The following is a 15727-nucleotide window of genomic DNA, read 5'->3' as shown; positions in this document are numbered from 1 at the left end:
CCGTTCAGAAGGTGTGGGGAGGGGCGGAATAGTCGGGTGGAGCGGCCAGGGGCATGGTGAGTAGCCAGCGCTGGTTCTCGCCGTCGTGCTTGGTCCACATGACCGGCCATGTGCCGCGCTCTGCCTCGTGCGGGCTGTCGAGCACCCTGCCCGTTCCGGCGTTGACGAGGTAGTGCGAGCGGTTTCCCGGGGCCGCTGTCAGACTCCACCGCTGCCAGGCAGCGTTTTTTTCTTCGCCCCGCATCTGTGTATGGCTCCCATCGCCCCCATCGCGACCGTCAAGGAAGAGCCCGTTGCTGAGGGAGACTATGCGTACCTCCCCCTCATGACCGGAGGCGATGAGACGCCACAACTGATGGGGTTGACCATGCGGCGGCCACAGGTGGGGATGTGAACCGTCCGAGCTGTGAAAGGCCGTGTCGAGTGCAAGTCCGGAGCTTACGGATACGATCATTACCGGTCCGGGTTGGCTGCTCCCTTGGCGCCGACGATTCTTGAACAAGGCCCCCACGTCGGTGGCGGTGATCTTCAAGAAGGGGAAAAGGCCGATTTCCGCGTTGAATTGGGTTTCTCTCGTAGCCACGGGATCAGGGTAGAGAGGCGTCGTGGCGCTTGGTGCGATGATGCGAATGTTCCGCAGGCGTCGGCCATCGCCGTTGGCAGCGGAGTTGCCCAAGAGGCTGGTCAGGCTGCCCTTGGGGCGGGAGAGCCGCTGTGTCGGTCACCAAGATCATTACGTCGTCATTACGTGATCACTGGCAAACAGCTGCCGCCGGCCGCATCTGGCCGCACACGTACAAAGACCCCGCGCTCAGCGTTGTGGCTGATGGCGGGGTCTTTTGGCACCCAGTGCTGGGTGCCCCCGGCAGGATTCGAACCTGCGCACACGGCTCCGGAGGCCGTTGCTCTATCCCCTGAGCTACGGGGGCTGGTGTTACCCCTGGTCGGGGCGACGGGAAGAACACTACCAGCTTGCGCGGGGTGGACGTGTACGGGGTTTTTGGGGGTGGTGGGAGGGGTGGGGGCGGGGGTTGGGGGTGCGGTGGGGTGGGTTGGGGCAGGTGGGAGAGGGGGTTTCACTCCGGGCGGGGAAGAAATGGGCAAAACGCGGACGCATCGCGAGGGGCACGCCTAGGCTTTCTGGTGTGGCGGGCGCGTCCGGCCGGGTGCTTGTTGTTGATGACAACAAGGTGATCCGGCAGCTGATCAGGGTCAACCTCGAGCTGGAGGGCTTCGAGGTCGTGACCGCGGCTGATGGTGCCGAGTGCCTGGAGATCGTGCACACGGTGCAGCCCGATGTGATCACGCTGGATGTGGTGATGCCCAGGCTGGACGGGGTGCGGACGGCGGCGCGGCTGCGGGCGGATCCGAGGACGCGGGGGATCGGGATCGTGATGGTCAGCGCGGGGTCGTTGCCCGAGGGTGCCGGCGGGCCGGGCGGGGTGGACGCCTATGTGGGCAAGCCCTTCGAGCCGGGGCATCTCGTGGACACGGTGCGGAGGTTGGTCGGGCGCGGGTCGCCGCCGCCCCAGCAGCCGCCTCCGGAGCAGCCCCGCGGGCAGGCCGCCGCTACGCCCGGTGGGGCCTGAGCTTCCGCCGGTGGCGTTTGAGCTTCGGCCGCCGGGGCTGGGCAGTCTGGATCCGTTCGGACGCCCGTTGTCGGGTCGCGTCCCGCGCCGCGCGCGGCGCCGCCTCCCCCCGCCCGGGACTCACCGACCACCCGGGTGAAAACCCGCTCGGCAAGAGGGGGGTGGGCTCGCCTAGGCTTCCTGCTGTGACTCCCGCTGAGTTGTCCCGTGCCGTGATCGGTGTGGTGCGGCGTGCCGTGGAGGCGGAGGAATTGCGGGTGGTGGTGCCCGAGACGGTGATCGTGCGGCGGCCGCCGCGGCCCGGGTGCGGGGATTACGCGACGAACGTGGCCCTGCAGCTGGCCGGGCCGGCCGGGCGGACGCCGTACGAAGTGGCCGAGATCCTGGCCCGGCGGCTGGAGAAGCAGTCCGGCATCGCCCAGGTGGAGATCGCCGGGCGCGGCTTCTTGAACATCACGCTCAGCGCGGGCGCGTACGGCGATGTCGTACGGCAGGTGCGGGAGCAGCGGGCGCGCTACGGCTACGGGGACGGCTCGGCCGACGACGCAGCGGGCGCCGAGGGCGCCCTCCCGGTGGTGGCGGGGGAGCCGGGTGCGCTGCGCGGGCAGCTCGTCGCGGAAGTCGTCAACCGGCTGCTCCGGGTGGCCGCCGGCCGCGCCCCCGCCCCGCCCGGGACGCCCCCCGGCGCCCCCACCGAGACGGTCACCGAGACGGTCACCGTCCAGGAGCCGCCCGAGGCCGCCGAGCCGCTCGAAGCCGCCGAGCCGCCCGAGCCCGGCCCGCCGGACGCCCCCGGCGGGCCGACCGCCCCCGCACCCGCCCCCGGCGCCCCCGCCCCGCCCCTCGGCTCCGACGCCACCCGCTGGGCCCTGCTGCGCCCCCCCGGCGAGGACACCCCCCGCCTCACCCCCGACCTGCTGGAGCAGCGCGAGAGCAACCCGCTGTTCCGGGTCCGCTACGCCCACGCCCGCACCCAGGCGCTGGTACGGAACGCCCATGACCTGGGCGTACCGGTCGACGCCCCGCAGCAGGCGGACCCGGCGCCGTATCATCATCCTGCCGAGACCGAGCTGCTCGGGCTGATCGCCGACTTCCCGCGGGTGATCGAGACCGCGGCGCGGCGCCGGGCCCCCGACCGGGTGGCGCGGCATCTGGAGCGGCTGGCCGACGCGTTCTTCCGGTTCCACGACGAGTGCCCGCCGCTGCCGAAGGGGGACGAGAAACCCTCGTCCGCCCACGCCGCCCGGATTCGGCTGGCCGACGCGACCGGCGTCGTACTCGCCGGCGGCCTGGACCTGCTCGGCATCAGCGCCCCCGACCACATGTGAGCCGGTCATGACAACCCGGCCCGCACCCCGCCCCCGCCCGGCCCCCGCCCCGCGCAAGCCCCACCTCCCGCCAACGCCAACGCCAACGCCAAAAGGAAAGCACCCCCACCCGTGAGCCGCTCCGCGCACCCCGCAGGCCCCCGCCACGCCGACGTCCTGCCCGAAGGGCACTACGCCGCCCCGCCCGCCGACCTCAACCGCCTCGACCCCCGCATCTGGTCCCGGACCGTCACCCGTAACGCCGACGGCGCCGCCGAGGTCGCCGGGCTCGACGTCCGCGCCCTGGCGGAGGAATTCGGCACCCCCGCCTACTTCCTCGACGAAGCCGACTTCCGGGCCCGCTGCCGTGCCTGGCGTGCCGCCTTCGGCGAGGACGCCGACGTGTTCTACGCGGGCAAGGCGTTCCTGTCCCGGGCCGTCGTGAAGTGGCTGTACGAGGAGGGGCTCAACCTCGACGTCTGCTCCGGCGCCGAGCTGGCCGTCGCCCTCGACGCCGGCATGCCCGCCGACCGCATCGCGCTGCACGGCAACAACAAGAGCGCCCAGGAGATCAGGCGGGCGGTGACGGCCGGGGTCGGCCGTATCGTGCTGGACTCCTTCCAGGAGATCGTGCGGGTCGCGGCCGAGGCCGCCGAGCAGGGCAAGCGGCAGCGGGTGCAGATCCGGGTGACCGTCGGCGTGGAAGCGCACACCCACGAGTTCATCGCCACCGCGCACGAGGACCAGAAGTTCGGCATCGCGCTCGCCGACGGGCTGGCCGCCGAGGCGGTCCGCCGGGTGCTGAATCTCGACAGCCTCGAACTCGTCGGCATCCACAGCCACATCGGCTCGCAGATCTTCGACATGGCCGGCTTCGAGGTGGCCGCCCGCCGAGTGGTCTCGCTGCTCGCCGCGGTACGGGACGAGCACGGCGTCGAGCTGCCGGAGATCGACCTCGGCGGCGGCCTGGGCATCGCCTACATGCCCGACGACGACCCGCGCGAGCCGCAGGAGATCGCCAAGTCGCTGACCGAGATCGTCGCCCGCGAGTGCGAGGCGGCCCGGCTCACCGCGCCGCGGCTGTCCGTCGAGCCGGGACGGGCGATCGTCGGCCCGACCGCCTTCACGCTCTACGAGGTCGGCACGATCAAGCCGCTGGAGTCCCTGCGCACCTATGTGAGCGTGGACGGCGGCATGTCGGACAACATCCGCACCGCGCTCTACGACGCCGAGTACAGCGTCGCGCTGGTCTCCCGGACCAGCGACGCGGCGCCGATGCTCAGCCGGGTGGTCGGCAAGCACTGCGAGAGCGGCGACATCGTGGTCAAGGACGCGTTCCTGCCGGCCGACCTGGTGCCGGGCGACCTGATCGCCGTTCCGGCCACCGGCGCCTACTGCCGGGCGATGGCCAGCAACTACAACCATGCGCTGCGGCCGCCGGTCGTCGCGGTCGCCGACGGACAGGCCAGGGTGATCGTCCGCCGGGAGACGGAGGACGATCTGCTGCGGCTCGACGTCGGCTGAGCGGAAAAGGCGCGCGATCGACGGGCGGACGCCAAAAAACACCGCCGCCCGGCCGGTCTCGCGATCCGGACGGTGTGTGGCTTCTCCCGTCCGGTGCGTGAGACTGGTTCGGCACAGGCCCCACCGAGCCGCACGAGCCGGACCAGCCGGACGCCAGGAGCTGAATCAGCCCCACGCCACCCGCTGCGCACGCCGCGCCGCCAGGCACGCACGGGGCCCGCACGGGAAACCTGTACGAGAGACGAGGTCGGATGATGCGTACGCGTCCGCTGAAAGTGGCGCTGCTGGGCTGCGGTGTGGTCGGCTCCGAGGTCACGCGCATCATGACGACGCAAAGCCACGACCTCGCCGAGCGGATCGGCGCCCCCGTCGAGCTGGCCGGGATCGCGGTGCGCCGCCCCAACCGGGTCCGCGCGGGCGTGCCCACCGAGCTGCTCACCACCGACGCCACCGCGCTGGTCAAGCGCGGCGACCTCGATGTGGTCATCGAGGTGATCGGCGGCATCGAGCCGGTCCGTACGCTGATCACCACCGCCTTCGAGCACGGCGCCTCGGTGGTGTCCGCGAACAAGGCGCTGCTCGCCGCCGACGGGGCCAGTCTGCACGCCAAGGCCGTCGAGCACGGCGTGGACCTCTATTACGAGGCCGCCGTGGCGGGGGCGATCCCGCTGATCCGGCCGCTGCGCGAGTCGCTCGCGGGCGACAAGGTGAACCGGGTGCTGGGCATCGTCAACGGCACCACCAACTTCATCCTCGACAAGATGGACTCGACCGGCGCCGGCTACAGCGAGGCGCTGGACGAGGCCACCGCCCTCGGTTACGCCGAGGCCGACCCGACCGCCGACGTGGAGGGTTTCGACGCCGCCGCGAAGGCCGCGATCCTGGCCGGGATCGCCTTCCACACCCGGGTGACCATCGACGACGTGCACCGCGAGGGCCTCACCGAGGTCACCGCCGCCGACATCGCGTCCGCGCGGAAGATGGGCTGCACGGTCAAACTGCTGGCCATCTGCGAGCGCGCGGCGGACGGCCGCTCGGTGACCGCCAGGGTGCACCCCGCGATGATCCCGCTCACCCACCCGCTCGCCTCGGTACGGGAGGCGTACAACGCCGTCTTCGTCGAGGCGGAGGCGGCCGGGCGGCTGATGTTCTACGGTCCCGGGGCCGGTGGCGCGCCCACCGCCTCCGCCGTTCTCGGTGATCTGGTGGTGGCCTGCCGCAACAAGCTGGCGGGGACCACCGGGGCCGGCGAGTCCGCGTACACGCGACTGCCGGTCAGCCCGATGGGAGATGTGGTCACCCGCTACCACATCAGCCTCGATGTGGCGGACAAACCAGGCGTCCTGGCTCAGGTCGCCACGGTGTTCGCCGAGCACGATGTGTCGATCGACACGGTGCGGCAGCAGGGCAAGGACGGCGAGGCCTCCCTCGTCGTCGTCACCCACCGCGCGCTGGACGCCGCGCTCTCGGCGACGGTCTCCAGCCTGCGGAAACTCGACACCGTACGCGGCGTCGCCAGCATCATGCGCGTGGAAGGGGAGTAGACCCGCTATGAACGCAACCATCGATCAGCCCCGAATGTCCGGCACCCACCAGTGGCGCGGCATCATCGAGGAGTACCGGGACCGGCTGCCGGTCGCGGCGGACGCCCCGGTGGTCACGCTGCTGGAGGGTGGCACTCCGCTCGTCCCGGCCCAGCTGCTGTCCGAACGGACCGGCTGCGACGTCTATCTGAAGGTCGAGGGGGCCAATCCGACCGGCTCCTTCAAGGACCGCGGTATGACCATGGCCATCTCACAGGCCAAGCAGGAGGGCGCCCAGGCGGTCATCTGCGCCTCCACCGGCAACACCTCTGCCTCGGCCGCGGCCTACGCGGTGCGGGCCGGCATGGTGTGCGCCGTGCTGGTGCCGCAGGGCAAGATCGCGCTCGGCAAGATGGGGCAGGCGCTCGTCCACGGCAGCCGCATCCTCCAGGTCGACGGGAACTTCGACGACTGCCTGGAGCTGGCCAGGGCGCTGAGCGAGAAGTACCCGGTCGCGCTGGTCAACTCGGTCAATCCGGCGCGTATCGAAGGCCAGAAGACAGCCGCCTTCGAGATCGTGGACGCGCTCGGGGACGCGCCGGACGTGCACATCCTGCCGGTCGGCAACGCGGGCAACATCACCGCGTACTGGAAGGGCTACCGCGAGTACGCCGCGGACGGCGCGGCCACCCGCAAGCCGCGGATGTGGGGTTTCCAGGCGTCGGGCTCGGCGCCGATCGTGAACGGCGCGCCGGTACGCCACCCGCAGACCATCGCCACCGCGATCCGGATCGGCAACCCGGCCTCCTGGCAGTACGCGGTCGCCGCGCGCGACGAGTCCGGCGGGCTCATCGAAGCGGTGACGGACCGTCAGATCCTGTCCGCCTACCGCCTGCTGGCCGCGAAGGAGGGCGTCTTCGTGGAGCCCGCCTCCGCCGCCTCGGTGGCCGGTCTGCTCAAGGCCGCCGACGAGGGCAAGGTGGACCCCGGGCAGCGCATCGTCTGCACGGTCACCGGCAACGGCCTCAAGGACCCCGACTGGGCCGTCGCGGGCGCCCCGCAGCCGGTCACGGTACCGGTGGACGCGGACGCCGCCGCGAGCCAGCTCGGGCTCGCCTGACGCCCCGGGTCCACTCACCCGCGCGTCCCCCAACGCCGGGCCGGCTGAGACATCAGCCGGCCCGGCGTTCGCGGCCAGCGGCGGCCGCTGGCCGGGCAGGGTGACCGGGGCGCACGCCCACCGGGCGACACGCATCACGCGCGGTGCGTGCGCCCTATGTCGCGGAAGAACCTTCCTTCGATAGGCTGGGCCCAGCGGCACCGCAGCGTGCCCCGAATCCCGGCGGATGCCCCGCGCATCGCCACCTCCCGCCCCGCCGCCCGGCAATGGAGCCGTGCCCGGAGGGCGAACCGCACAAGGAGATTCGTCGAACGATGGCCGGTCCCGCGTTCCGCGCCGCCGCAGTACGAGTGCGCGTCCCCGCGACCAGCGCCAATCTGGGCCCCGGGTTCGACGCCTTCGGCCTGGCACTGGGGCTGTACGACGACGTGGTGGTCCGCGTCTCCGACGCCGGTCTGCATGTGGACATCGCGGGCGAGGGGGCGGAAACGCTGCCCCGGGACGAGAAACACCTGGTCGTACGGTCGCTGCGGACCGCGTTCGATCTGCTCGGCGGTCAGCCGCGCGGGCTGGAAGTGGTGTGCGCCAACCGTATTCCGCACGGCCGCGGCCTCGGCTCGTCGTCCGCCGCCATCTGCGCGGGGATCATCGCCGCCCGCGCGGTGACGATAGGCGGGCCCGCCGTGCTCGACGACGTCGCGCTGCTGGAGCTGGCCACCGAGATCGAGGGCCATCCGGACAATGTCGCGGCGTGTCTGCTCGGCGGTTTCACCCTGGCCTGGACCGAGGGCGGGGCGGCCCGCGCGGTCCGGATGGACCCGGCCCCGTCGCTGGTTCCGGTGGTCTTCGTGCCCGCGACACCGCTGCTCACCGAGGTCGCCCGCGGACTGCTGCCGCGTACCGTCCCCCATGTGGACGCCGCGGTGAACGCCGGCCGGGCCGCGCTGCTGGTGGAGGCGCTCACCAGGCGCCCCGAGCTGCTGCTGCCCGCCACCGAGGACCGGCTGCACCAGGACTACCGGGCGCCCGCCATGCCGGAGAGCCTGGCGCTGATGGGCCGGCTGCGCGCGGAAGGCGTGCCCGCCGTCGTATCGGGGGCCGGGCCGACGGTACTGGCGCTGACCGACGAGGAGGCCGCCGACAAGGTCTCCCGGTTCGCGGGCGAGGGCTGGGCGGCCAACCGCCTGGCACTCGACGTCGTCGGGGCCAGCGTGCTGCCGCTCGCAGGGGGGCAGTGAACACGATTGCCGGGCGTAGAGAGGGGGAATATCTGTTGGATCCGGTAGTGTTAATCTCAAGCCAGCATTCGCCGCCCGATGGGCGCGATGCGCTGTGTCGCCGTCCTGGAAAACGCCATGGGACGACACTTCTTCCGGGAGCCTCCCACACCGCACAGGCAGCCTGACCGGGGAATTCGGACACCCCGCCCGCGCAGTGTCGAGCACGCTCCGGATTCGGTACGAGTTCTCCCGAGTTCTCTCCGTACCGAGCACGTATGTTTTTCTGCCGCCAATCAGGCGGACCACCGCCCCGGCTCTGAGCAGCGGAAACGCCCAGATCCGGACAGCACGACCGGTCGCCGAGCCAGACAGGCCGACGTCCGCTCCAGGGAAGGACCCTTCGTGAGCGACACCACCGATCTGATGGGCGTGCGCGCAGACAACACTGTCGCCGCGTCCGATGCCGCCGCGCCTGCTACCGGTGCTGCCACGGCCAGTGCCTCACGGCGACGCCGGTCCGGTACCGGTCTGGACGGCATGGTCCTGGCCGAACTGCAGCAACTCGCCTCGGGCCTTGGCATCAAGGGCACCGCGCGGATGCGCAAGAGCCAGCTGATCGAGACCATCAAGGAACGGCAGGCAGGCGGCGGTACGACCGCCCAGCCGGCCGCCGTCGCCGACACCGCCGTGGCCGACAAGCCCAAGCGCCGGGCCACTTCGCGGACCCGCGTCGAGCAGGCCGACGCCGAGCCCGCCGCGGCGACCGTCACCGCGCCGCCGGAGCCGCAGCAGATCGAGATTCCCGGCCAGCCCGCCGGCGAGCCCGCCACCGTGGCCGCGCCCGCGGCGACCGTGGCCAGGACCGAGCGCGCCGACCGCGCCGCCGAGGCCGCGGTCGACACCGCCGAGGGCCAGGGCGGCCGGGGCGGCGACGGCAAGCCGCAGGGCTCCGTCGACGAGCGCCAGGACCGCCAGCGCGGCCAGCGCGGCGACCGCCGTGAGCGGCAGCGCGACCGCCAGCGCAACCGCGGCGAGGACGGCGGTGACGGCGGCAGCCGCCAGAACCGCGGTGACCGCGACCGGCAGCAGCAGGGCGGCGGCCAGAGCGGTCAGGGCGCCCAGGGCGGCCAGAGCCAGAGCAACGGCCAGGGCGGCCAGTCCCAGGGCGGCCAGAGCCAGCAGCAGGGCGGCCAGGGCGCCGGCCCGCAGGACGACGACGAGTTCGGTGACGGCCGCGGCCGTCGTCGGGGCCGCTACCGCGACCGCCGCGGCCGCGGCAACCGCCGCGAGGAGTTCGGCGGCCCCGGCGAGCCGCAGGTCGCCGACGACGATGTGCTGATCCCGGTCGCCGGCATCCTCGACATCCTCGACAACTACGCCTTCATCCGGACCTCCGGCTACCTGCCGGGCCCGAACGACGTGTACGTCTCGCTGGCCCAGGTCCGCAAGAACGGCCTGCGCAAGGGCGACCACGTCACCGGCGCCGTACGGCAGCCCAAGGACGGCGAGCGCCGCGAGAAGTTCAACGCGCTGGTCCGGCTGGACTCCGCCAACGGGATGGCCGCCGACTCCGGCCGCGGCCGTCCGGAGTTCAACAAGCTCACTCCGCTGTACCCGCAGGACCGGCTCCGCCTGGAGACCGACCCGGGCGTGCTGACCACCCGGATCATCGATCTGGTGTCGCCGATCGGCAAGGGCCAGCGCGGTCTGATCGTGGCCCCGCCGAAGACCGGTAAGACCATGATCATGCAGGCCATCGCCAACGCGATCACCACCAACAACCCCGAGTGCCACCTGATGGTCGTCCTGGTGGACGAGCGTCCGGAAGAGGTCACCGACATGCAGCGGTCGGTGAAGGGCGAGGTCATCTCCTCGACCTTCGACCGCCCCGCCGAGGACCACACCACCGTCGCCGAGCTGGCCATCGAGCGGGCCAAGCGGCTGGTGGAGCTCGGACACGACGTGGTGGTGCTGCTGGACTCCATCACCCGGCTGGGCCGCGCCTACAACCTGGCGGCGCCGGCCTCGGGCCGCATCCTGTCCGGTGGTGTCGACTCGACCGCCCTCTACCCGCCGAAGCGCTTCTTCGGCGCGGCGCGCAACATCGAGGACGGCGGCTCGCTGACCATCCTGGCCACCGCGCTGGTCGAGACCGGCTCGCGGATGGACGAGGTGATCTTCGAGGAGTTCAAGGGCACCGGCAACATGGAGCTCAAGCTCGACCGCAAGCTCGCCGACAAGCGGATCTTCCCGGCGGTGGACGTCGACCCGTCCGGTACCCGCAAGGAAGAGATCCTGCTGGACCGCGACGAGCTCGGGATCGTCTGGAAGCTCCGCCGGGTGCTGCACGCGCTGGACTCGCAGCAGGCGATCGAACTGCTGCTGGACAAGATGAAGCAGACCAAGTCCAACGCCGAGTTCCTGATGCAGATCGCCAAGACGACACCGGGTCAGAACAACGACTGACCGCACGACGGCCGGTCGGCACGCCGACCGGCCAAACGCTCAACTCAGGCTGTTTGCCTGAATTTTACCCGCCCTTCGGTGCCTGCCGGGGGGCGGGTTCTTTTGTTAGTCATATGATCTCTCAGCCACAGGTTGGGGGGAACCTCCTGTGCGCAAGTCCGGTGCAGCCGCGCTTCGTTTGACGGCCGCCGGGCATTTTTCTTCCACGACAGGAGCCATGTGACTCACTTCTTCAAGGGTGGCCGGCGGGCACGTCTCGCTGTCGCCGCCCCGCTCACCGCGCTGGCCGTCGGCGCCGCGAGTCTGATCCTGACGGCCCCGGCCCAGGCCGGCCCCGTCACGGACGGCCAGGGGGGCACCACGGTCACGCAGTCACAGCTGCGGGAGCGGGTGCAGCACGTGGTGGCGCAGCTGCCGATCGCCGAGAAGGCGGCGGCAAGCACCACCGCGACAGGAAACACCGCCAAGCCGCGCATCATCGGCGGCACCACGACCGGCATCAGCGCCGCGCCGTGGATGGTTCAGCTCTTCTACTTCAACAGCGACGGCAGTGGCGAGTTCTGCGGCGGCACGCTCGTCGCCCAGAACAAGGTGCTCACCGCGGCGCACTGCGTGTCCGGCCTCGACTGGGCGGACAACGGCGTGATCGTGGCCGGCAGCGACGTCCTCGGTGGCACCGAGGACAGCCCGGTGGCGGGTATCAGCTCGCAGTGGGTGAACTCCGGGTACAACAGCAGCACGATCGACAACGACGTGGCGCTGCTGACCCTGGACCACCCCTTCAACCTGCCGACCCTGCCGCTGGCCACGCCGAACGACTCCGCGCTCTACCAGGCGGGTACCCAGGCCAAGGTCTACGGCTGGGGCGTCACCGACTCGGTGCCGAACAGCCAGAACCTCGCCGAGAACCTGCAGAGCCTGGCTCTGCCGGTGAACGGCGACACCGCGTGCGCGGACGAGCTGGACACCGACCTCGGTGACCCGAACGCTTTCATCCCGGCGCACATGATGTGCGGCGGTATCGGCGGCACCGGCGACGACGCCACCGGCAAGACCACCTGCTCCGGCGACTCCGGCGGTCCGCTGGTGGTCGGCGGCAAGCTGATCGGTGTGGTCTCGTGGGGCGTCAGCTCCGACGTCCAGGACTGCAACGTGCCCGGAACCTACGATGTGTTCAGCAGGTTCTCGGCGTTCAGCGGCGTGGTGCAGGCGCAGATCAACAACACGGACATCACGCGGGACCGCAAGGCCGACGTGATCGCCCAGACCCCGGCCGGCGCGTCGTACGTGTACGCGTCGACGGGTACCGGCGTGAAGAGCCGGGTGACCGCCCCCGCCTCGTTCGCGAACTACAACACGGTGATCCAGGCCGACCTGGAGCGCGACGGATACCAGGACTACATCCTGCGCGCGACCGGCAGCGGCAATGTGTTCATGGGTCACCGCACCGCCGACCGGGCGTCGTACTCGTACACCCTGATCGGCACCAACTGGAAGGCCGTCAAGGCGATGCTGGTCCCCGGTGATGTCACCGGTGACGGCATCCCCGACCTGCTCAGCGAGGACTCGGCCGGCCGGCTGTGGATCTACTCCGGCAAGGGCAACGGGCTGTTCAACACCGCCGTCCTGACCGGTCTGAACTGGAGCCAGTACAACCTGGTCATCGGCCACGGTGACTTCAGCGGCGACGGCATCGCGGACGTACTCGCCCGTGACACCAAGACCGGCGGTCTGTACCTGCTGCAGGGCACCGGCAAGGCCTCGGCGCCGTTCCTGGCGCCGGTGCTGATCTTCACCGGCTGGAACGGCTACGACAAGCTGGTCACCGTCGGGGACTTCTCCGGCGACGGCCGCGCGGACCTGCTGGCCCGTGTCCCGTCCGGCTCGTTCTACCTCTTCAAGGGCACCGGCCAGGCCGGATCGGGAGCGCTCGCGTCCTCGGTGAAGATCGGTACGGGCTGGAACATGTACAACCTGATCGGCTGAGTTCCGGCCGCATCATTACGTACAGTAGTATTCGCTGCGACTCCGGTCACCCAGCGAAGTCACCGAAAAGGCGCCCGCGTGGCCCCCACCAGGGGCCGCGCGGGCGCTTCGGCTTTCCGGCGGGCCCTCTCGCCCTTGTCTTCTCCGGATGCCGGAGCGGGGCATCCGGGCGCACGATGGAATGTCTGACCGATTCAGACCAGGGAAGCCGAGGTGCCGCCGATGCGGGACGATCAGCCACCGCGGAGCGGGTCAAGCCCACTGGGGGCGTCAGCGGGGCGCAGACGCCGCCATGGGGTCCTGCGCGTCGTGGCCTTCACCGCGGCGGGCCTGGTGCTGGTCGGAGGCGGCGGAGCGGGGTATCTGTACTACCGGCTGAACGACAACATCCACAGCGTCGACATCGACCGCGCGCTCGGCCGCGACCGGCCCAAGCCGCTGCCCAGCGGCGCGCTGGACATCCTGGTGCTCGGCTCGGACTCGCGCTCGGGCGCCAACGCCGAATACGGCCGGGCCAGCGGCGCCCGGTCCGACACCGCGATGATCGTGCACCTGGAGCGGGGCCGTAAGGCCGCCAGCGTGGTGAGCATCCCGCGCGACACGCTGGTGGCCCGTCCGGCCTGCGACAAGCCCGGCGGCAAGGTGGTGCCGGCCGAGCGGACGGTGATGTTCAACAGCGCCTACCAGGCCGGCGGCCCCGCCTGCGCGGTCAAGACGGTGGAGAAGCTCACCGGACTGCGGATGGACCACTACGTGGAGGTCGACTTCACCGGCTTCAAGCACGTGGTCGACGCGCTGGGCGGGGTCCCGCTGACCACCACCCGCGCGATCGACGACCCCAAGAGCCATCTGAGGCTCGCGGCCGGCACCCACACCCTGAACGGCGAGCAGGCGCTCGGCCTGGTCCGCACCCGGCACGGCGTCGCCGACGGCAGCGACCTGGGCCGTATCGAGCTGCAGCAGGCCTTCATGAAGGCGCTGATGAACCGGGCCGACGGGCTCGGCGTGCTGAACAGCCCGACCAAGCTGTTCTCGGTCGCCGACACCGCCACCAGGGCGGTCACCACCGACACCGGGCTGGGTTCGGTGGGCCGGCTGATGGGACTGGCCCAGAGCGTGCAGCATCTGGGCTCAGGGCGGGTCTACACGGTGACGCTGCCGGTGCGGTACGCGGTCAGCGACCCCAACCGGGTGGAGCCGATCAGCGGACAGGCCGCGAAGGTGTGGGCCGCCCTGCGGGCGGACCGGCCGATCCCCGCCGACGCCACCGCGGGCTCGGTGGCGGCCCACCCGGGCGGCGGCGGGGTGATCGGCCCGGGGCCCGCCCCGAAGCCCAGCCCGTCGGGCGGGCACTGACGCCGGGGGACCGGACGGCGGGAACGACCGGCGGGCGCCGGCCAGCTCGTACCGACCGGCGGGGCGACCTGCGGGAACGACCGGCGGGAATGAATGGCGCCACCCCCTGGTTTGGGCAGATGCGGTCGGTCCTGGCAGACTGGACCGCTGGCCCCGGTTCACGTATCCGCAATCCGCGGTTGCGACCCGGCGCCCTCCCGAAACTAGGAGCATCCCTTGAAGCGCGAGATTCACCCCGAGTACGTCGAGACCCAGGTGACCTGTACCTGTGGCGCGTCGTTCACCACCCGGAGCACCGACACCAGCGGCCAGATCCGCGCTGAGGTCTGCTCCGCGTGCCACCCGTTCTACACGGGCAAGCAGAAGATCCTCGACACCGGTGGCCGCGTGGCCCGCTTCGAGGCCCGCTTCGGCAAGGCGGCCGCCGGGTCCGCCAAGAAGTAGCGACCCGAAAGCGCCGGTCTCCGGTCGCCCGCCCCAGGGTGACCGGACCGGCGCTTTGTCGTCCGCACCCCTACTTCTTTCGCCACCTTTCTCAGCAGGGACCCCATGATGTTCGAGGCGGTCGAGGAACTGATCGGCGAGCACGCCGACCTCGAAAAGCAGCTTGCCGACCCCGCGGTGCACGCGGACCAGGCCAACGCACGCAAGCTCAACAAGCGCTATGCCGAGCTGACCCCCATCGTCACCTCCTACCGCTCCTGGCGGCAGACCGGTGACGACATCGGCACCGCCCGCGAACTCGCGGTGGACGACCCGGAGTTCGCCGCCGAGGTCAAGGAGCTGGAGAAGCAGCGCGATGAGCTGACCGAGCGGCTGCGGCTGCTGCTGGTCCCGCGCGATCCCAGCGACGACAAGGACGTCATCCTGGAGGTCAAGGCCGGCGAGGGCGGCGAGGAGTCCGCGCTGTTCGCCGGCGACCTGCTGCGGATGTATCTGCGGTACGCCGAGCGCGTCGGCTGGAAGACCGAGATCCTGGACGCCAACGCCTCCGACCTCGGCGGCTACAAGGACGTCCAGGTCGCGGTCAAGGCCAAGGCCAGCCACGAGCCGGGTCTGGGCGTATGGGCCCGGCTGAAGTACGAGGGCGGCGTGCACCGGGTGCAGCGGGTGCCCGCCACCGAGTCGCAGGGGCGTATCCACACCTCCGCGGCTGGTGTGCTGGTGACTCCGGAGGCCGAGGACGTCGAGGTCGAGATCGGCCCCAACGACCTGCGGATCGACGTCTACCGCTCCTCGGGACCGGGCGGGCAGTCGGTCAACACCACCGACTCCGCGGTCCGCATCACCCACCTGCCCTCGGGCCTGGTGGTCTCCTGCCAGAACGAGAAGAGCCAGCTGCAGAACAAGGAGTCGGCGATGCGCATCCTGCGCTCCCGGCTGCTGGCCGCCGCGCAGGAGGAGGCCGAGCGGGAGGCGTCCGACGCCCGCCGCAGCCAGGTCCGTACCGTGGACCGTTCCGAGCGCATCCGCACCTACAACTTCCCGGAGAACCGTATCTCTGACCACCGTGTCGGCTTCAAGGCGTACAACCTGGACCAGGTACTGGACGGGGACCTCGACGCGATGATCCAGGCCTGTGTGGACGCCGACTCGGCCGCCAAGCTGGCCGCGGCCGGCGACGGCAGCTGAGAGG

12 protein-coding genes and 1 tRNA gene are annotated in these 15727 nt (G+C 71.2%); 11 read left to right on the top strand and 2 right to left on the bottom strand.

The genetic code is table 11. From position 1 onward, the window contains the following. Nucleotides 1–4: 4 nt before the first annotated feature. Both ACFO3J_RS05310 and ACFO3J_RS05305 read right to left on the bottom strand, forming a co-directional pair. Complete coding sequence (locus tag ACFO3J_RS05310) at nucleotides 5–583, bottom strand: RICIN domain-containing protein (RefSeq protein ID WP_386426560.1); 579 nt, start codon at nucleotides 581–583, stop codon at nucleotides 5–7. 274 nt (nucleotides 584–857) lie between these two features. Further along, a tRNA-Arg gene (locus ACFO3J_RS05305) sits at nucleotides 858–929 on the bottom strand. A gap of 216 nt (nucleotides 930–1145) precedes the next feature. On the opposite strand from ACFO3J_RS05305, the gene ACFO3J_RS05300 reads away from it, so the two are divergent. The 11 genes from ACFO3J_RS05300 to prfA all read left to right on the top strand — a co-directional run bounded on the left by ACFO3J_RS05300 (nucleotide 1146) and on the right by prfA (nucleotide 15723). Beyond that, nucleotides 1146–1589, top strand: coding sequence for a response regulator (locus ACFO3J_RS05300; RefSeq protein WP_386426559.1), 444 nt, complete (start codon nucleotides 1146–1148; stop codon nucleotides 1587–1589). A 185-nt stretch (nucleotides 1590–1774) separates the two neighbouring features. Then, nucleotides 1775–2917 carry an ArgS-related anticodon-binding protein NrtL gene (gene nrtL, locus ACFO3J_RS05295; protein WP_386426557.1) on the top strand — a complete coding sequence of 381 codons (1143 nt, stop codon included), beginning with the start codon at nucleotides 1775–1777 and terminating at the stop codon, nucleotides 2915–2917. Nucleotides 2918–3028: 111 nt separating this feature from the next. After that, the gene (gene lysA, locus ACFO3J_RS05290; RefSeq protein WP_386426555.1) at nucleotides 3029–4420 is read left to right on the top strand and encodes a diaminopimelate decarboxylase; all 1392 of its coding nucleotides are present in this window, start codon (nucleotides 3029–3031) and stop codon (nucleotides 4418–4420) included. 251 nt (nucleotides 4421–4671) lie between these two features. Further along, entirely contained in the window at nucleotides 4672–5964 is a 1293-nt protein-coding gene (locus tag ACFO3J_RS05285; RefSeq protein ID WP_386426553.1) for a homoserine dehydrogenase, read from the top strand. Between the two features lie 7 nt (nucleotides 5965–5971). Then, entirely contained in the window at nucleotides 5972–7063 is a 1092-nt protein-coding gene (thrC, locus tag ACFO3J_RS05280) for a threonine synthase (protein WP_386426551.1), read from the top strand. 314 nt (nucleotides 7064–7377) lie between these two features. Next, nucleotides 7378–8301 carry a homoserine kinase gene (gene thrB, locus ACFO3J_RS05275; RefSeq protein ID WP_386426550.1) on the top strand — a complete coding sequence of 308 codons (924 nt, stop codon included), beginning with the start codon at nucleotides 7378–7380 and terminating at the stop codon, nucleotides 8299–8301. A gap of 384 nt (nucleotides 8302–8685) precedes the next feature. Further along, nucleotides 8686–10749: a transcription termination factor Rho gene (gene rho, locus ACFO3J_RS05270; protein WP_386426548.1), complete on the top strand. Its 2064-nt coding sequence runs from the start codon at nucleotides 8686–8688 to the stop codon at nucleotides 10747–10749. A gap of 219 nt (nucleotides 10750–10968) precedes the next feature. Next, nucleotides 10969–12735, top strand: a complete 1767-nt coding sequence (locus tag ACFO3J_RS05265; protein ID WP_386426547.1) for a trypsin-like serine protease — start codon at nucleotides 10969–10971, stop codon at nucleotides 12733–12735. 222 nt (nucleotides 12736–12957) lie between these two features. Next, nucleotides 12958–14091, top strand: coding sequence for an LCP family protein (locus ACFO3J_RS05260; RefSeq protein ID WP_386426545.1), 1134 nt, complete (start codon nucleotides 12958–12960; stop codon nucleotides 14089–14091). A gap of 216 nt (nucleotides 14092–14307) precedes the next feature. After that, entirely contained in the window at nucleotides 14308–14535 is a 228-nt protein-coding gene (rpmE, locus tag ACFO3J_RS05255; protein WP_386426543.1) for a 50S ribosomal protein L31, read from the top strand. Between the two features lie 108 nt (nucleotides 14536–14643). Next, complete coding sequence (prfA, locus tag ACFO3J_RS05250; protein ID WP_386426615.1) at nucleotides 14644–15723, top strand: peptide chain release factor 1; 1080 nt, start codon at nucleotides 14644–14646, stop codon at nucleotides 15721–15723. Nucleotides 15724–15727: the final 4 nt, after the last annotated feature.

The sequence above is a fragment of the Streptomyces polygonati genome (assembly GCF_042650325.1).
GTDB classification, from domain to species: Bacteria; Actinomycetota; Actinomycetes; order Streptomycetales; family Streptomycetaceae; genus Actinacidiphila; species Actinacidiphila polygonati.
The sequence above is the reverse complement of the archived record's forward strand: the minus strand, read 5'-3'. Positions and strand labels throughout refer to the sequence as shown.